Raw genomic sequence first — 19,494 nt, forward strand, 5'->3', positions numbered from 1 at the left:
CCCTTAGGTGAGTTGATCGGCGATGTGGCGGGGCACGGCAATCGGGATTTCCAGCAGTTGCTGGGCGAAAGCCTTGCCTTGTGGGTCGATGCGCAGGCTGGCGATACCGCCGCCGCCCAGGGCGTTTTCGAGGAGGAAGTTGAGGCTGTGGCTGCCCGGCAGGTACCAGCGCTCGACGCGCCCGTGCAGTGGGTCGAGTACATGGCTCATCCAGTCGACGATCACCTCTGGGGTCAGTGCTTCGGCAATCCATGGCAGGTATTCGGGCTGGCGCGCGATTACGCCAATATTGCTGTGATTACCCTTGTCCCCGGAGCGCGCCACGGCCAGCTTGACCAGGGGCACGCTGGCCTCGGCGCGGCCTTCGGGTTTGGGCGGGTCGAGGGGCGCGTGGGGCGTGCTCAGGGCGGCCGTGGCAGGCAGTTCGCAAGGGTGGGATTGCCCCTGGAAGTCGACGCTCAGGCGGCACGCGCTTTTGTCGATCAGGAACGAAAACAGGCGGATCAGTGGATACACCGTGGGCCTGCCGCCGACAATGCCGGTCAGGCCCGGCGTCATGCCGGTGGCCGCCTGGGCGATTTCCCGGGCGAACAGCACCAGGGCCTGTTTGCTTGGGTGACGCACCGCCAGCTTGAGCACCACTTCGCGACAGGCCTGGCGCCGGGCATGGGCGCCGTAGGTGGCCTCACTGCCGAGCAACTCGATGCTGACCTCGGTATAGGGTGCCCAGCCGCGCTGGCTGAACAACTGCGAGGTCTTGTTGATGATCGCCTGGCCGACCCGTTCGGCCTTGGCCACCGCGTCGATGCCGGCCAGCAGGCAACTGGCGGTACAGCGGAAACCGTCGGGGTAGGTGGCACTGACTTTGTACTGGTCGGTGGGTGCCAGCCCTTTGGCACCGCGCAGACGCACGCGGTTTTCGCCTTGTTGCTCCAGCGTGACCTGGCTGAAGTCGCAGATCACATCCGGCAGCAGGTAGGCGCGTGGGTCGCCGATCTCATACAGCAGTTGTTCGGCGACGCTCAGTTCGCTGATCAGGCCGCCTGTGCCCGGCACTTTGCTGACGGTGAACTGGCCGTCGGCACTGACCTCGACAATCGGGAAACCGATGTGCTCGTAGTCCGGCACCTCGCGCCAATCGGTGAAGTTGCCGCCAGTGCACTGCGCGCCACATTCGATGATATGCCCGGCCAGTGCGGCCTGGGCCAGGTGGTCGTAGTCCTGCCACCCCCAGTTGAATTCATGCACCAGGGCCGCGCTGACCACTGCGCTGTCCACCACGCGCCCGGTAATAACGATATCGGCGCCCAGTTGCAGGGCCTGGACGATGCCCGGCGCGCCGAGGTAGGCATTGGTCGACACGCACATCGCCGGCAAAGGCGCGCCGCTGAACATATCGCTGATGCCCTGCAGTTGCTTGAACTGCGGTTGCAAGTCATCGCCCAGCACTACGGCGATTTTCAGCGGCACCCCGGCCTGGTCGCAGGCGGCCTGCAAGGCGGCGGCGCAGGCCTGGGGGTGGATGCCGCCGGCGTTGCTGATCACCCGGATGCCCTGGCGCTGGATATCACCGAGCAACGGCGCCAGGACTTCGACGAAATCCGGGGCGTAGCCGGCCTGGGGGTCTTTCATGCGCGCCCCGGCGAGGATCGACAGGGTGACTTCGGCCAGGTAGTCGAACACCAGGTAGTCCAGCGCGCCGCCTTGCACCAACTGCGCGGCGGCGGTGCAGGTGTCGCCCCAGAATGCACTGGCGCAGCCGATACGAACGGTCTTGTTCATGGGACGTCCTTCTCTGCAAAATCGCTGGGTCGAGACTACCAAGCAAGCGCTTGGTTTGTAAACTGCGTACACAACTTGTGCCCAAGCGCTTGCTTGGGTGGCTGCCACGGCCTAAATTGCCGGCCATGACGCAATCAAAGTAGTTGAGGAGAGCAGCATGGATGAGCAAAAAGCCCTGGAGGTGATGCGCACCATGGTGGACGGCGGGCAACTGACCGACCCCGACAGCGCCCGGGGCAAGCTGCTGCAGACCGCGGCTCACCTGTTTCGCAACAAGGGCTATGAACGCACTACCGTGCGCGACCTGGCCAGTGCGGTGGGGATCCAGTCCGGCAGCATCTTCCACCACTTCAAGAGCAAGGACGAAATCCTGCGGGCGGTGATGGAGGAAACCATCCATTACAACACCGCGCTGATGCGCGCCTCCCTGGCCGAGGCGAGCAGCGTGCGCGAACGGGTGCTGGCGCTGATTCGCTGTGAGTTGCAGTCGATCATGGGCGGCAGCGGCGAGGCCATGGCGGTGCTGGTGTATGAATGGCGTTCGCTGTCGGCAGAAGGGCAGGCCCAGGTGCTGGCATTGCGCGATGTCTACGAAGAGATCTGGTTGCAGGTATTGGGGGAGGCCAAGCAGGCTGGGTATATCAAGGGTGATGTATTTATCACTCGGCGTTTCCTGACCGGGGCGCTGTCGTGGACCACGACCTGGTTCCGCGCCCAGGGCAGCATGACCCTCGAGCAATTGGCCGATGAAGCATTGCTGCTGGTGCTGAAGGCGGATTAGGCGGGTAAAGCAAGCGATTTAATTGTCGGGCCGGAAGTTGTCTCCCCGGACAAAAACGCCTAGCTTAGCGAGATCCAGATTTTGAACGGTGCGTGCCTGATGTTTTCGCCATTGCGGCTGGCTGCAGGATTAACAGTATTGGCAATGGGCACCTTGTGGCAGGCGCAGGTTTCGGCGGCCCAATTGGTACGGGTCGGTGCTGCGCATTTTCCACCGTATACGGTGCGCCCGGAGCAGGGCGCCGACAGCGGGCTGCTCCCGCAATTGCTGGAAGCGCTGAACCGTGCGCAGCGCGAGTACCAGTTTGTGCTGGTACCCACCTCCATTCCCCGGCGTTTTCGTGATTTCCAGCAGGGCCGGATCGATATGGCCATCTTCGAGAACCCGCAGTGGGGTTGGCAGGATATCCCCCATGCCAGTGTCGACATGGGCCTGGAGGACGCCGAGATATTCGTTGCCCAGCGCCAGACCGATCGCGGCCAGGGCTATTTCACCGATCTGACGGGCAAGCGCCTGGCGGTGTTCAGCGGTTATCACTACGCCTTCGCCAACTTCAACCCCGACCCCAAGGCCATGGCCGCGCAGTTCAACGCCACCTTGACCTATTCCCATGACAGCAACTTGCTGATGGTGACCCGTGGCCGCGCGGATATCGCCCTGGTCACACGTTCTTACCTCAGTGACTTTATGGTGCGCAATGCCGACACCGCCGGGCAGTTCCTGGTGTCGGAGCGCATTGATCAGGTGTACCACCACTACGCCTTGCTGCGGCCCAAGGCGGCGATCAGCGGCCCGGCGTTTGCCGCATTGCTCAAGGATCTGCGCGACAGCGGCGAGCTGTTGAAGATCTTCGAACCGTACCGCATTGATGTGCTGCCGGTAGCTGACGCGCCCTGATCCGGGCAACGCCCGCTTAAATTTTTGCTGCTGGTTCACGTCACTTCGTCTAACTGTCGACGATTATCGTGAGCCCCCTCCATGCCCAATCCCCAAGACTTGTCAGTCCTGCCACTCCCGGCAGGGCCTGCCCTTAACGCAGACGAAAGCGATGGCCGCCTGACCCTGACTCTCGCAGGCCAGCCGCTGGTGCGCCTGCGCCTGGCGCGCGGCGAAGAGCTGCACCTGCAGTTGCAAAGCCCCGGTGAGGTGCCGTCGGTGCAGGCCTTGTGGGCCGCCTGTTACTGGCTGTTTGCCCGGGAGCCTGAGCGCCAGCAACTGGCCTGGCACCTCGAATACGCCCCTGACGAGGCCCTGCGCAGCGGCCTGCTGCTGGCCACGGATGTGGCAGGGCAGTTCCGTTGCGAGCGCACTCTGTTCTGGCAATTGCCACAGCCGTGGTTGGGCCAGCCGGTGAGTGGCGCTTATCCGCAGCAAATGATCCTCAGCAATGGCAAGCGCCATCCGGTGCGTGCGCCCAAACCGTGCGGCGAAGTCTACCGACGTTTCGACGCGCGCCTGGGCGCGTGGATTTCACTGCGTACGCTGGAGATCGACGTGGACCTGGCCCGCTTCAATCGCTGGCAGAACAGCGCGCGGGTCGCCAGTTTCTGGCAGGAAAGCGGCAGCCTGGAGCAGCATCGAGACTATCTGGAGAAGCTTGCAGCTGATCCACATGCCTTGACGCTGATCGGCTGTTTCGACGATGAGCCGTTTGCCTATTTCGAGGCGTATTGGGCCAGGGAGGATCGCATTGCGCCGTTCTATGAGGTGGACGATTACGATCGGGGCATCCATATGCTGGTGGGGGAGGAGCACCACCGCGGGCCGCACAAGGTGGCCAGTTGGCTGGCGACGTTGGTGCACTACCTGTTTCTCGACGACCCGCGCACCCAGCGGGTGGTGGCGGAGCCCAGGGCCGACAACGCGAAGATGATTGGGTATATGCAGAACCAGTGTTTCCACTGCGAGAAGGAGTTCGATTTCCCCCACAAGCGCGCGGCGCTGATGATGCTGGGGCGGGAGCGGTTTTTTGAGCGGTGTGGGTTGGCCTGAGACCTTGGGGGTAATGAAGATCAACTGTGGGGGCTTGTGTGGGAGCGGGCTTGCCCGCGATAGCGGTGTGTCAGCCACTGGATTGACTGGCTGATCCAATGCCATTGCGGGCAAGCCCGCTGCCATACAAGCTCATGCCTCATTGCAATGGCGTGGTGGTCAGACCCGTCGGGCAAACGTATCGCTATGGGTCCCCGAAACCTTACGGCAGTGCACCAACGCATCACGGATCATAAAGTTGACCAGCGTTGGCGACACCCCCAGTTCCTTGGCGATGTCCTTTTGTGGCACGCCATGCAGGCGGTACATCTCGAACGCGTAGCGCGTGCGCTGGGGCAACTCTGTCAGGGCGTCGGCGATGTTTTCCAGGGTGGAAAAATTGATGTGCGAGGTTTCCGGTGAAGCGCCATGAATAACCACATTCAAGCCTTCCTCTTCCGTCCCGGAGTACTTCAGTTCCAGGGCCTGTTTACGGTAGTGGTCGATAGCCAGGTTACGCACGATCTGGAACAGGTAGCTCAGTTGAGCCTTGAACGATGAGGTGATCTGCGGGGCCGATTGCAGTCTGAAGTAGGCGTCCTGCACCACGTCTTCGGCACGGGAACGGCAGCCGGTAATGCGCGCCGCGATCTTGACCAGGATCAGTCGATTATCGACAAACGCCTGGAGTAACGGTGAATCGCACCTGCTTGTGGATACTTGTTCCGTCATGGAAATCACCTTGCTGCAAATATGGTTAGTGGAGGGCATCCCTGCTGAGGCCTCCTACACATCGGGCAACAAATTATGCTTAATGATAATGATTGTCAAATGAGAAGTGGAACTAATCTTATACCGAAAGACAAACTGTGAGGCGCTTCTCTTTGTGTGCCAGCCCTGGCAGGCAGACTAATTATTTTGCCGGGCCATCCGTTCTCATTGGTGACAGGCCAGCCAACACGCCGGCCATGGATTTGCACCCGGAGGAGGACGACATGCGTTTCTATCGCGAGAACCCAGCGATCCAGGCAGGGGTGGTCTGAGATGAGCACGTCGACCCGCTTGCGCCTGTTTTGCCTGCCCTATTCGGGCGCCAGCGCCATGTTCTACAGCCGCTGGCGTCGGGCACTGCCGGAGTGGTTGCAAGTGCGCCCGCTGGAGTTGCCGGGGCGTGGCATGCGCATGGACGAGCCCTTGCAGCGCGATATCAAGGTGCTTGCCGCGCAGTTGGCGGATGAGATCAGCGCCGAACTCGACGGCCCTTACGCCCTGTTTGGCCATAGCCTGGGCGGTTTGCTGGCTTTCGAGCTGGCCCATGCCCTGCGTGAACGCGGGCTGCCTGAACCGCTGGCGCTGTTTGCTTCGGCCACCGCCGGCCCGGCGCGACGGGATGTCAGCGAATACGCCATTGAAAAAGACGACACCCAACTGATCGAGCGCCTGCGCAAGCTCAAGGGCACGCCCGAAGACGCGTTGACCAACCGCGAATTGATGCAATTGACGCTGCCGATCCTGCGCGCCGACTTCCTGTTGTGCGGCAGTTTCCAGTATGGCGAGCGCGAGCCGTTGTCGATGCCGATCCATGTGTTTGGCGGCAAGCAGGATGACGTGCGCGCCGACGAGTTACTCGACTGGCAGGAAGACACCGCCAGTGGTTTCTCCCTGGACATGTTCGAGGGGCACCATTTCTTTCTGGTGCAACAGGAAAGCTCACTGTTGCGCTGCCTGCGCCGCTACGCCGACGAACACTTGACCCGCTGGCGCCATAGCGCTGCACGGCGGGCGGCCCTGGCGACCGGCTGAACACGCCGCCGCGCGCCCATGCCCTCTATCCCCGATTTCCCCGTAAGCCGATTTCAGGCAGGAACCCCTCATGATGGACGCCTTCGAACTTCCCCGCACCCTGGTCCAGTCTCTCCAGCGCCGCGCCGCGCAGACCCCGGACCAGGTGGCCCTGCGCTTTCTGGCTGAGTCTGCCGCCGAGACCGTGGTGCTCAGCTACCGTGACCTGGACCTGCGCGCCCGCACCATCGCTGCCGCCTTGCAGGCCTCGGCCGGGCTAGGTGAGCGTGCGGTGCTGCTGTTCCCCAGCGGCCCGGATTATGTCGCGGCGTTCTTTGGCTGCCTGTACGCGGGGGTGATCGCGGTGCCGGCCTATCCGCCGGAGTCTACTCGCCGGCATCACCAGGAGCGGTTGCTGTCGATCATCGCCGATGCCGAGCCCAAGCTGTTGCTGACCAGCAGTGGTTTGCGCGACGCCCTGGGGCAGATCGAGCAAGCGCCGCCCTTGCTCTGTGTGGATGAACTGCACAGCGAAATCGCCGCCGGCTGGGTCGCGCCAAACCTGCAGGACGACGATATCGCCTTCCTGCAATACACCTCCGGCTCCACCGCCTTGCCCAAAGGTGTGCAAGTCAGCCACGGCAACCTGGTGGCTAACGAATTGCTGATCCGTCGCGGCTTTGGCATCGACCTCAACCCCGATGACGTGATTGTCAGCTGGCTGCCGCTGTACCACGACATGGGTTTGATCGGCGGCCTGTTGCAACCGATCTTCAGCGGCGTGCCCTGCGTGTTGATGTCGCCAGCGTACTTCCTTGGCCGCCCGTTGCGCTGGCTGGAAGCGATCAGCCAATACCGCGGAACCATCAGCGGTGGCCCGGACTTCGCCTACCGCCTGTGCAGCGAGCGGGTCAGCGACTCGGCCCTTGAGCGCCTGGACCTGAGCCATTGGCGCGTGGCCTATTCCGGTTCCGAGCCGATCCGTCTCGACACCCTGGAGCGCTTCGCCGAGAAGTTCGCCCCGTGCGGTTTTACCCCGAACAACTTCTTCGCCTCCTATGGCTTGGCCGAAGCGACCCTGTTTGTCGCCGGCGGCACCCGTGGCCAGGGCATCCCGGCGTTGCGCCTGGACGAACAGGCGCTGGCCGCCAACCGTGCCGAACCAGGGCAGGGCACCGCGATCATGAGCTGTGGCACGAGCCAGCCCGAGCACGCGGTGCTGATCGTCGAGCCGCAGACTCTCGCCGAGCTGGACGACAACTGCGTCGGCGAAATCTGGGCCACCGGCCCGAGTATTGCCCACGGCTACTGGCGCAACCCCGAAGCCACCGCCGAGACGTTTGTACAGCACGCCGGTCGCACCTGGTTGCGCACCGGTGACCTGGGCTTTATCCGCGACGGCGAGGTGTTTATCACCGGGCGCCTGAAAGACCTGCTGATCGTGCGCGGGCACAACCTGTACCCGCAGGACATCGAGCAAACCGTCGAACGCGAAGTGGAAGTGGTGCGCAAGGGGCGTGTCGCGGCATTTGCGGTGAATGACCAGGGCCTGGAAGGCATCGGCATCGCCGCAGAAATCAGCCGCAGCGTGCAGAAGATCCTGCCGCCGGAAGCCCTCATCAAAGCCATTCGCCAGGCAGTGGCCGAGGCCTATCAAGAAGCGCCCTGCGCGGTGGTGCTGCTCAACCCCGGCGCGTTGCCGAAAACCTCCAGTGGCAAGGTCCAGCGTTCGGCCTGCCGCACCCGCCTGGCCGATGGCAGCCTCGACAGCTACGCGCAGTTCCCCGATCAGCGCGCGCAGGCGGGCGATGGGGCACTGGCGTCAGACCTGCAACAGCAGATCGCCGCGATCTGGTGCGAACAGTTGCAGGTGGCGCAGGTGGCTGGCGATGATCACTTCTTCTTGCTCGGCGGCAACTCCATCAGCGCCACCCAAGTGGTTGCCCGCCTGCGCGAAACCCTGGGCCTGGAACTCAATCTGCGCCTGCTGTTCGAGGCGCCGGTGCTGGCCGAATTCGCCGCCAGTGTCGGCCAATTGCAGGCGGAGGGGGGCGTGGCCCAGGGCGCAATCAGCGCCTTGTCACGCCAGCAGGATATGCCGCAATCCCTGGCGCAAAATCGCCTGTGGATCACCTGGCAACTGGACCCGCAGAGCAGTGCCTACACCATCCCCGGTGCCCTGCGCCTGCGCGGCGAGCTGGATGAAGACGCGCTGCACGCAAGCTTCGCGCAACTGATCCAGCGCCACGAAGCGCTGCGTACGCGGTTCTATGAGCGCGACGGCCAGGGCTACCAGCGCGTGGATGCACAGCGTGAGTTTGCCGTGCAAGTCATCGACCTGCGCGACCTGCCGCTGGCCGAGCGTGAAGCCCGCGCCGCGCAGATCCGCGAGGACGAGGCACGCACCCAGTTCGATCTGGAGCAAGGCCCGTTGTTGTGGGTCACGCTGTTGCGCCTGGACGATGAAGATCACCAGTTGCTGGTGACCCTGCACCACATCATCGCCGATGGCTGGTCGCTGACTGTATTGATCGACGAGTTCTCGCGCCTCTACGCTGCTGCGTCCCAGGGCCAGCGCCTCGAGTTGCCGGCCCTGGCTGTACAGTACGCCGACTACGGCAGTTGGCAGCGCCAATGGCTGGCCGCAGGCGAGGGCCAGCGCCAGTTGGCCTACTGGCAGCAGCAACTGGGTGACGAACATCCCATCTTGAGCCTGGCCACCGACCACCCGCGCTCGGCCCAGCAACGGCGCAGCGCTTCACGCTACAGCGTGCGCCTGGACGCCAGCCTGGGCGAAGCGATCCGCCAGACCGCCCAAGCGCACCAGGCCACGCCGTTCATGCTGTTGCTGGCGGCGTTCCAGAGCCTGCTGTACCGCTACAGCGGCCAGCGCGATATCCGCATCGGTGTGCCCAACGCCAACCGTACACGCCACGAAACCCAGGGCCTGATCGGCTTCTTTATCAATACCCTGGTGATGCGCGCCGAGGTGGATGCGCGCCTGCCCTTCAGCGAGCTGCTGGCGGCGACGCGCCTGGCCGCCACCGAGGCCCAGGCCCATCAGGACTTACCCTTCGAACAGCTGCTGGAAGCCTTCCCCCAAGCCCGGGAACAAGGCCTGTTCCAGGTCATGTTCAACCACCAGCAGCGTGACCTGAGTGCCTTGCGCCGCCTGCCGGGCCTGCTGGCCGAAGAGCTGCCGTGGCACAGCCGCGAAGCCAAGTTCGACCTGCAACTGCACAGCGAAGAAGACCGCAACGGGCGCCTGAGCCTGTCATTCGACTACGCTGACGAGCTGTTCGACGCCAGCACCATCGCGCGCCTGGCCACGCATTTGATCAACCTGTTGCAAGCGGCCTGTGCGCAACCGCACCAAGCGGTGGGCGACCTTGCGCTGCTGCAGGCCGACGAGCACACCGAGCAATGCAACTGGAGCGAGGCCCCGTGCGCCCCGGCGCAGCGCCTGGTGCCGGAACGACTCAACCAACACAGCGACGAGCGCACCGCCCTGGTCTGGCAGGGCGCCAGCCTGACCTTCGGCCAACTGCACACCCAGGCCAACCGCCTGGCCCATTACCTGCGCGACAAAGGCGTCGGCCCGGACGTGTGCGTGGCGATTGCCGCCGAGCGTTCGCCGCAACTGCTGATCGGCTTACTGGCGATCCTCAAGGCCGGCGGCGCCTATGTGCCACTGGACCCGGACTATCCCGCCGACCGCCTGGCCTACATGCTGGCCGACAGTGGCGTGCAATTGTTGCTGACCCAGACCCATCTGCTGCAACAGCTGCCGGTGGCCGAGGGCGTTTCGGTGATCGCCATGGACAGCCTCAAGCTTGACAGCTGGCCGACCCAGGCGCCGGGCCTGCACTTGAATGCCGACAACCTCGCCTATGTGATTTACACCTCCGGCTCCACCGGCCAGCCCAAGGGCGTGGGTAATACCCATGGCGCCCTGGCCGAGCGCTTGCAGTGGATGCAGGCCACTTACCAGCTGGATGAAAGCGATGTGCTGATGCAAAAGGCACCGATCAGTTTTGACGTGTCGGTGTGGGAGTGTTTCTGGCCACTGATCAGCGGTTGCCGCCTGGTACTGGCCGGCCCCGGCGAGCATCGCGACCCCCATCGCATTGCACAGTTGGTGCAGGAGCATGGCGTGACCACCCTGCATTTTGTGCCGCCGCTACTGCAGCTGTTTGTCGATGAACCGCTGGCGGCCGAATGCATCAGCCTGCGCCGGGTGTTTTCCGGGGGCGAAGCCTTGCCCGCCGAGTTGCGCAATCGGCTCCTCGCGCAATTGCCGGCGGTGCAGTTGCACAACCGTTATGGCCCGACCGAAACGGCAATCAACGTCACCCATTGGCACTGTCAGCGCACCGACGGCGAGCGCTCGCCGATTGGCCGCCCATTGGGCAACGTGCTTTGCCGGGTGCTGGACGAGCAGTTCAACCTGCTGCCCGCAGGGGTGCCGGGTGAGCTGTGCATCGGCGGGATTGGCCTGGCCCGTGGTTATCTGGGGCGTGCCGGGCTGACCGCCGAACGTTTTGTCGCCGACCCACTGGGCGCGGCGGGCGCCCGTTTGTACCGCACCGGCGACCGCGTGCGCTGGACGGCTGATGGCGTGCTGGAGTACCTCGGGCGCCTGGATCAGCAGGTCAAGCTGCGCGGGTTTCGGGTCGAGCCGGAAGAAATCCAGGCGCGGCTGCTGGCCCAGGAGGGCATCGCCCAGGCGCTGGTGTTGATTCGCGAGACCGCCGGCGGTGCGCAGTTGATCGGTTACTACACGGCCAGCGGCGAGCTGGATGAGCTGGACGTGAAAGCCGCACTGGCCGCCGAGTTGCCGGAGTACATGGTGCCGGCGCAACTGATCCGCCTAGATGTCATGCCCCTGAGCCCCAGCGGCAAAGTCGACCGCCGCGCCTTGCCGGAGCCGGTGTGGCAGGTGCGTGAGCATGTCGAGCCGCACACCGCCCTGGAACAGCAGATCGCCGCGATCTGGCGCACAGTGCTGGGCCTGCCGCGTGTCGGCCTGCGCGACGACTTCTTCGCCCTTGGCGGCCATTCACTGCTGGCCACGCAAATTATCTCCCGCACACGCCAGGCCTGTGATGTGGAGCTGCCCCTGCGTACCTTGTTCGAAGCCAGTGAGCTGGGGGCGTTTGCCGAACAGGTGCGCCTGATCCAGGCCAGCGGCCAACGCAACCAACAGAGCGCGATCGGCAAGGTGGATCGCCGCCAGCCGGTGCCGCTGTCCTATTCCCAGCAGCGCATGTGGTTCCTCTGGCAAATGGAGCCGGACAGCCCGGCCTATAACGTCGGTGGCATGGCGCGCTTGCGCGGGGTGCTGGATGTGGGGCGTTTCGAGGCGGCGTTGCAAGTCTTGATCATGCGCCACGAAACCCTGCGCACCACCTTCCCGAGTGTCGATGGTGTGGCCCGGCAGAACGTCGCCGCGCAAAGCAGCGTGCGCATGAACTGGCAGGATTTCTCGGCGTTTACCGAAGCCGAGCGCCAACTGCGCGTGCAGCAATTGGCCGACCAGGAAGCCCACCGCCCGTTCAACCTGGAAACCGGACCGTTGCTGCGCGCCTGTCTGGTCAAGGCCGGCGAGCAGGAACACTACCTGGTGCTGACCCTGCACCACATCGTCACCGAAGGCTGGGCCATGGACATCTTTGCCCGTGAACTCAGCGCGCTGTACGAAGCCTTTATCGACGAGCGCGAATCGCCCCTGGAACCGTTGCCGGTGCAGTACCTGGACTACAGCGTGTGGCAGCGCCAATGGCTGGAGGCCGGTGAACGCCAGCGCCAGCTCGACTACTGGACCACGCAATTGGGCAACGAGCATCCGCTGCTGGAATTGCCCAGCGACCGGCCACGCCCGGCGGTGCAAAGTCATCAGGGCGAGCTGTACCGTTTTGACCTTGGCGATGAACTCGCCGCCAAGGTGCGCGCCTTCAATGCCGAACATGGCCTGACCCTGTTCATGACCATGACTGCGACCCTGGCGACGCTGCTCTACCGCTACAGCGGCCAGACCGACCTGCGCATCGGTGCGCCGGTGGCCAACCGCATCCGCCCGGAAAGCGAAGGGCTGATCGGCGCGTTCCTCAACACCCAGGTGCTGCGTTGCCAGCTCGACGGGCAGATGCGCGTTGCTGAGCTGTTTGAGCACGTGCGCCACACCGTAATCGAAGGCCAGTCCCATCAGGACCTGCCGTTCGACCACTTGGTGGAAGCCCTGCAGCCGCCGCGCAGTGCTGCGTATAACCCGCTGTTCCAGGTGATGTGCAACGTGCAGCGCTGGGAATTCCAGCAAAGCCGGCAACTGGCCGGGATGACCGTCGAGTACCTGGCCAACGATGCGCGTGCCACCAAGTTCGACCTCAACCTGGAAGTCACCGACCTCGATCATCGCCTGGGTTGCTGCCTGACCTACAGCACCGACTTGTTCGACGAGCCGCGCATTGCGCGCATGGCCACCCATTGGCGCAACCTGCTGGAGGCGCTGATCGCCGATCCGCAACAGCGCTTGAGCGAGTTGGCGATGCTCCAGGCACATGAGCAACGCGCCCTGCAAGACGGCCTCGGTATCGAGGCCGGCGAGCACCGTCTCGACCAGTGCATCCATTCGCTGTTCAGCGCCCAGGTGCAGGCCCGTGCGGATGCGCCCGCGCTGACCTTCGCCGGGCAAACCCTGAGTTACCGCGAGCTGGACAGCCGCGCCAACCGCCTGGCCTGGATGCTGCGCGAGCGTGGGGTGGGCCCACAGGTGCGGGTCGGCCTGGCGCTGCCACGCTCACTGGAAATGGTCATCGGCCTGCTGGCGATCCTCAAGGCCGGTGGCGCCTATGTGCCGTTGGACCCGGAATACCCGCTGGACCGTCTGCACTACATGATCGAAGACAGCGGCATCGGCCTGTTGCTCAGCGATGCGGCGATGTTCGACGCCCTTGGTGAGTTACCCGCCAGCGTCAGTTGCTGGTGCCTGGAAGATGACTTGCCGGTGCTCGCCAACTACCCGGCCAGTGACCTGCCGGCGATCAGCCTGGCGCAGCATCAGGCGTACCTGATCTACACCTCCGGCTCCACCGGCAAGCCCAAGGGGGTGGTGGTGTCCCACGGTGAAATCGCCATGCATTGCCAGGCGGTGATCGAGCGCTTTGGCATGCGCCCCGACGATTGCGAGCTGCACTTCTATTCGATCAATTTCGACGCCGCCACCGAGCGCCTGCTGGTGCCGCTGCTCAGTGGTGCGCAGGTGGTGTTGCGCGCCCAGGGGCAATGGGATGCCGAAGAAATCTGCGGGCTGATCCGTGAGCATCGGATCAATATCCTCGGCTTCACCCCTAGCTATGGCAGCCAGTTGGCGCAATGGCTGGCCACGCAAAACCAGACCCTGCCGGTGCGTATGTGCATCACTGGCGGCGAGGCGCTGACTGGCGAGCACCTGCAGCGCATCCGCGCAGCGTTCCAGCCGGCGCTGTTCTTCAATGCCTATGGGCCGACCGAAACGGTGGTCATGCCCCTGGCCAGCCTGGCCCCTGAGGTGTTGGAGGAGGGCGCCGGCAGCGTGCCGATCGGCAGCATCATCGGCGCGCGGGTCGCCTATATTCTGGATGCCGACCTGGCGCTGGTGCCCCAAGGCGCGACTGGCGAGCTGTACGTGGGCGGTGCCGGCCTGGCCCAGGGTTATCACCAGCGTGCGGGCATGACCGCCGAACGTTTTGTGGCCGACCCGTATGCCGATGGCGGGCGGCTCTATCGTACCGGCGACCTGGTGCGCCAGCGTGCCGATGGCCTGGTGGAGTACCTGGGGCGGATCGACCATCAGGTGAAAATCCGTGGTTTCCGTATCGAACTGGGCGAGATCGAAACCCGCCTGCTTGAGCATGAGGCGGTCCGCGAAGCGGTGGTCCTGGCCCTGGATGCGCCGAGTGGCAAGCAACTGGCGGCGTACCTGGTCAGCGATGCCCGCGATCACGCCGCCTTGCGCGAGGCGCTCAAGACCCACCTCAAGGCGCAACTGCCGGACTACATGGTGCCGGCGCACTTGATAGTGCTCGACAGCATGCCGCTGACCGCCAACGGCAAGCTCGACCGCCGCGCCTTGCCGCAACCGGACCCCGAGGCCAATCGGCAGCAGTACGTGGCGCCGAGCAATGCGCTGGAACTGAGCCTGGCCGCGATCTGGTGTGCGGTGCTCAATGTGCAGCAGGTCGGGCTGCACGATAACTTCTTCGAACTGGGTGGCGACTCGATCCTGTCGATCCAGGTGGTCAGCCGGGCGCGGCAGGCGGGGATTCACTTCAGCCCCCGCGACCTGTTCCAGCACCAGACCGTGCAGGCCCTGGCCGCAGTGGCCACGTGCAGTGAGCAGGTCACTGCCGAGCAAGGGCTGTTGACCGGCCCCTCGGGCATGACGCCGATCCAGCATTGGTTCTTCGACAGTGAGATCCCGGCGCGTCAGCACTGGAACCAGGCATTGGTGCTGGCGCCGGTGCAGGCCCTGGACCCGCACCGCCTGGAACAGGCGCTGCTGGCCGTACTGGAACACCACGACGCCTTGCGCCTGAGCTTCACCCAGCGCGACGCGCAATGGCACGCCGAGCATCTGGCCGTGCCGGAAGGTGGCGTGTTGTGGCTGGCCCAGGTGGCGGATATGGCGCAGTGCGAGGCGCTGTTCGCCGATGCCCAGAGCAGCCTCGACCTGGAGCGCGGCCCGCTGCTGCGCGCCTTGCTGGTGGACGGGCCGCTCGGCCAGCAACGCTTGCTGATCGCCATCCATCACCTGGTGGTGGATGGCGTGTCCTGGCGCGTATTGCTCGAAGACCTGCAAAACGTCTATCGCCAATTGAGCGACGGCCAGGCCGTCAGCCTGCCGGCCAAGACCAGCGCCCTGCGCGACTGGGCCGCGCGTTTGCAGGCCTATGCCACTAGCGAATCCCTGCGTGAAGAACTGAGCCTGTGGCAGCAACAGTTGGCTGGCCCGCCGGTTGAACTGCCGGTGGACCGGGCGGACGGCAGCCTGCGCAACCGCGACGCCGAGACTGTCAGTGTGCGCCTGGATGCCGAGCGCACCCGGCAGTTGCTGCAACAGGCACCGAGCGCCTACCGCACCCAGGTCAACGACCTGTTGCTGACTGCACTGGCCCGCGTGCTGTGCCGTTGGAGCGGCCACGCATCGACCCTGATCCAGCTGGAAGGCCACGGCCGCGAAAGCCTGTTTGATGAGATCGACCTGACCCGCAGTGTCGGTTGGTTCACCAGCGCTTACCCGCTGCGCCTGACCCCGTTGGATATCGAGGAGGCCAGCGGCCAGGGCGCGTCGATCAAGGCGATCAAGGAGCAACTGCGCGCGGTGCCGCACAAAGGCCTGGGCTATGGCGTGCTGCGCTACCTGACCGACAGTACCTGTCGCCAGGCCATGGCGGCGTTGCCGAACGCCTCGATTACCTTCAACTACCTCGGGCAGTTCGACCAGAGCTTCGACAGCCAGGCGCTGTTCCACCCGCTGGACGTGTCTGCCGGCCCGGCCCATGACCCGGATGCGCCACTGCCCAACGCCTTGAGTGTGGACAGCCAGGTGTACGGCGGCGAACTGCTGCTGCGCTGGACCTTCAGCCGCGAGCGCCACGACCACCAGACCATCAGCGAGCTGGCCGAGGCCTACCTGGGCGAGTTGCAGAGCCTGATCGCCCATTGCCTGCGCGATGATGCCGGCGGCCTGACACCGTCCGACTTCCCCCTGGCGCACCTGACCCAGGTGCAACTGGACGCGTTGCCGGTGCCGGCCAGCGCCATCGAGGATGTATATCCGCTGACGCCCATGCAGGAAGGCCTGCTGTTGCATACCCTGCTGGAGCCGGGCACCGGCCTCTATTACATGCAGGACCGCTACCGCATCAACAGCGAGCTCAACCCCGAGCGCTTTGCCCTGGCCTGGAAAGCCGTGATCGCCCGGCATGAAGCCTTGCGTGCGTCGTTCTGCTGGAACGTCGGCGAAGCGATGTTGCAGGTGATCCACAAGCCCGGCAGCACGCCGATCGAATACCTGGACTGGACCGGCACCCCGGCCGAGCAACAGGAGCCGCGCCTGCAAGCGCTGCTCAAAAGCGAGCGCGAGGCCGGTTTCGATCTGCTCAATCAGGCGCCGTTCCACCTGCGCCTGATCCGCGTCGGCGAGGCCCGCTACTGGTTCATGATGAGCAACCACCACATCCTGATTGATGCCTGGTGCCGTTCGTTGTTGATGAATGATTTTTTCGATATCTACACCGCCCTGGGTGAAGGTCGAGAAGCACAACTGGCCGCGCCGCCACGCTATCGCGATTACATCGCCTGGCTGCAACGTCAGAACCTGGCGGAGGCGCGGCAGTGGTGGCAGCAGAACCTGCAAGGGTTTGAGCGCACCACGCCGATCCCCAGCGACCGGCCATTCCTGCGTGAACACGCCGGCCACAGTGGCGGCATGGTGGTGGGGGATTGCTATACCCGTCTGGATGCCCGTGACGGTGCGCAATTGCGCGAGCTGGCCCAGGCTCATCAACTGACCGTCAATACCTTCGCCCAGGCGGCGTGGGCCTTGGTGCTGCGGCGCTTGAGCGGCGAGCGTGACGTGTTGTTCGGCGTCACGGTGGCCGGGCGCCCGGTGGACATGCCGCACATGCAGCGCACGGTCGGCCTGTTTATCAACAGCATCGCCCTGCGGGTCAAGTTGCCCGAGGACGATCAGCCGTGCAGCGTGCGCCACTGGTTGAGCGCCTTGCTCGACAGCAATATGCAGCTGCGCGAGTACGAATACCTGCCGCTGGTGACAATCCAGGAACACAGCGAACTGCCCAAGGGCCAGCCGCTGTTCGACAGCCTGTTTGTATTTGAAAACGCTCCGGTGGAAGTCTCGGTGCTGGACCGTGCGCAAAGCCTGAACGCCACCTCGGACTCGGGCCGTACCCACACCAACTTCCCGCTGACCGCCGTGTGTTACCCGGGGGATGACCTGGGCCTGCACCTGTCCTACGACCAGCGTTATTTCGATGAAAGCACCGTGCAGGGCATGCTTGCTGAGTTCAAGCGCCTGCTGCTGGCGCTGGTGCAGGGCTTCCATGGCGATATGGCCGACCTGCCGCTGATTGGCGAGCAGGAGCGTGAGTTCCTGGTGCACGCTTGCAACCAGAGCGCCCACGACTACCCGCTGCAAAGCAGCTACGTTGAACTGTTTGAAGCGCAGGTGGCGCAGCATGGGCAGCGCATTGCCGCCAGTTGCCTGGACCGGCAATGGAGCTATGCCGAGCTGAACCAGCACAGCAACCGCCTGGGCCATGCCCTGGTCGCGGCAGGTGTCGGCCTGGATCAGCCGGTGGCGCTGCTGGCCGAGCGCGGCCTGGAACTGCTGGGCATGATCATCGGCAGCTTCAAGGCCGGTGCCGGTTATTTGCCGCTGGATCCCGGCCTGCCGGCCCAGCGCCTGAGCCGGATCATCGACCTGAGCCGCACGCCGCTGCTGGTGTGCACGGCAGCCTGCCTTGAACAGGCGCAGGTGTTGCTCGAAGACTTTGCCTGCGGCGCGCGGCCGAAGCTGCTGGTGTGGGAGGAGTTGGCGGGCGCGGATAGCAATCCGGGGATCTACAGTGCCCCGGACAACCTCGCCTATGTGATCTACACCTCCGGCTCCACCGGGCTGCCCAAGGGCGTGATGGTCGAGCAGCGCGGCATGCTCAATAACCAGTTGAGCAAGGTGCCGTACCTGCAGTTGAGCGAGCAGGATGTGATCGCCCAGACCGCGTCGCAAAGCTTCGATATTTCGGTGTGGCAATTCCTCGCCGCGCCGTTGTTTGGCGCACGGGTGGACATTGTGCCCAACACCATTGCCCATGATCCGCAGGGCCTGCTGGCCCATGTCCAGGCCCAGGGCATCACGGTGCTGGAAAGCGTGCCGTCGCTGATCCAGGGCATGCTTGCCCAGGAGCGTATCAGCCTGCAGGGCCTGCGCTGGATGCTGCCGACGGGGGAGGCCATGCCGCCAGAGCTGGCGCACCAATGGCTGCTGCGTTACCCGGATATCGGCCTGGTCAACGCCTATGGCCCGGCGGAATGCTCGGATGACGTGGCGTTCTTTTGCGTCGACCTGGCCTCGACCCGTGGCACCTACCTGCCGATCGGCACGCCGACCGACAACAACCGTTTGTATCTGCTCGACGGCGCGCTGGAGTTGGTGCCGCAAGGGGCGGTGGGTGAGTTGTGTGTGGCGGGCACCGGGGTAGGGCGCGGGTACGTCAGCGACCCGCTGCGTACTGCGCAAGTGTTTGTGGCGGATCCATTTGGTGCGCCGGGAGAACGCCTGTATCGCACCGGCGACCTGGCGCGGCGGCGCAGCGATGGGGTGCTGGAGTACGTCGGGCGCATCGACCATCAGGTGAAGATCCGCGGTTACCGCATCGAACTCGGTGAAATCGAGGCGCGCCTGCACGAGCAGCCCGAGGTGCGCGACGCGGCGGTGGGTGTGCAGGAGGGCGTGAATGGCAAGCACTTGGTGGGTTACCTGGTGGCGAGCGATGCCAGCCTTAACCCTGGCGAACGCCTGGACCGCATCAAGCAGCGCCTGCGCAGCGAACTGCCGGAGTACATGGTGCCGTTGCACTGGCTGTGGCTGGAGCGCCTGCCGTTGAATGCCAACGGCAAGCTCGACCGCAAGGCCTTGCCGGCTCTGGAGATCGGTCAGTTGCACAGCCAGGATTACCTGGCGCCGCGCAGCGAGCTGGAGCAGACCCTGGCCACAATCTGGGCCGAGGTGCTGAAGGTCGAGCAGGTGGGCGTGCTGGATAACTTCTTCGAGCTGGGCGGGCATTCGTTGCTGGCCACGCAAATCGCCTCGCGGGTGCAAAAGAGCCTGCAACGGGATGTGCCGCTGCGGGCGATGTTCGAATGCAACACGGTAGCGGAGTTGGCGACGTACATCGAGGGCTTGGCGGCCAGTGACATCAGTGCCGGCACGGTGGACCGCCTGAGCGATTTGATGGCGGAGCTGGAGGGGCTTTGAGTCGGCGAACGGGCCGCCACACAGGCGGCACGCCATTGGTCGGTTTTGCACATTTTTGGGGTGCGAACTGTCAATTCTGACAGTAGGCAAACCTCCTGTTTCCGGGGCTAGATACCTGCAGATTTGGGCCTGCCCAGCAGGC

7 protein-coding genes are annotated in these 19,494 nt (G+C 64.4%); 5 read left to right on the forward strand and 2 right to left on the reverse strand.

Annotation, left to right across the window (positions count from 1 at the left end; all coding sequences use genetic code 11):
- Positions 1-3: 3 nt before the first annotated feature.
- On the reverse strand, positions 4-1,782 hold the full coding sequence (locus PSH73_RS09025; RefSeq protein ID WP_120732421.1) for an acyclic terpene utilization AtuA family protein: 1,779 nt from the start codon (positions 1,780-1,782) through the stop codon (positions 4-6).
- Between the two features lie 157 nt (positions 1,783-1,939).
- Here PSH73_RS09025 and PSH73_RS09030 point away from each other — a divergent pair, with 157 nt between their 5' ends.
- From PSH73_RS09030 to PSH73_RS09040, 3 genes are all read left to right on the forward strand, one after another.
- Complete coding sequence (locus PSH73_RS09030; RefSeq protein WP_057960220.1) at positions 1,940-2,563, forward strand: TetR/AcrR family transcriptional regulator; 624 nt, start codon at positions 1,940-1,942, stop codon at positions 2,561-2,563.
- A 99-nt stretch (positions 2,564-2,662) separates the two neighbouring features.
- Complete coding sequence (locus PSH73_RS09035) at positions 2,663-3,460, forward strand: ABC transporter substrate-binding protein (RefSeq protein ID WP_081044287.1); 798 nt, start codon at positions 2,663-2,665, stop codon at positions 3,458-3,460.
- Between the two features lie 81 nt (positions 3,461-3,541).
- On the forward strand, positions 3,542-4,555 hold the full coding sequence (locus PSH73_RS09040) for a GNAT family N-acetyltransferase (protein WP_057960218.1): 1,014 nt from the start codon (positions 3,542-3,544) through the stop codon (positions 4,553-4,555).
- 159 nt (positions 4,556-4,714) lie between these two features.
- On the opposite strand, the gene PSH73_RS09045 is transcribed toward PSH73_RS09040, so the two are convergent.
- Positions 4,715-5,266: an RNA polymerase factor sigma-70 gene (locus PSH73_RS09045; protein ID WP_029298131.1), complete on the reverse strand. Its 552-nt coding sequence runs from the start codon at positions 5,264-5,266 to the stop codon at positions 4,715-4,717.
- Positions 5,267-5,578: 312 nt separating this feature from the next.
- Between PSH73_RS09045 and PSH73_RS09050 the strand changes: the two genes are divergently transcribed.
- Both PSH73_RS09050 and PSH73_RS09055 read left to right on the forward strand, forming a co-directional pair.
- Positions 5,579-6,337 (forward strand): thioesterase II family protein, encoded by a 759-nt coding sequence (locus tag PSH73_RS09050; protein WP_057960217.1) that lies wholly within the window; start codon positions 5,579-5,581, stop codon positions 6,335-6,337.
- 70 nt (positions 6,338-6,407) lie between these two features.
- Entirely contained in the window at positions 6,408-19,352 is a 12,945-nt protein-coding gene (locus tag PSH73_RS09055) for a non-ribosomal peptide synthetase (protein ID WP_305462271.1), read from the forward strand.
- The last annotated feature ends 142 nt before the right edge of the window (positions 19,353-19,494 follow it).

The sequence above is a fragment of the Pseudomonas sp. FP2294 genome (assembly GCF_030687625.1).
Lineage (GTDB): Bacteria > Pseudomonadota > Gammaproteobacteria > Pseudomonadales > Pseudomonadaceae > Aquipseudomonas > Aquipseudomonas shahriarae.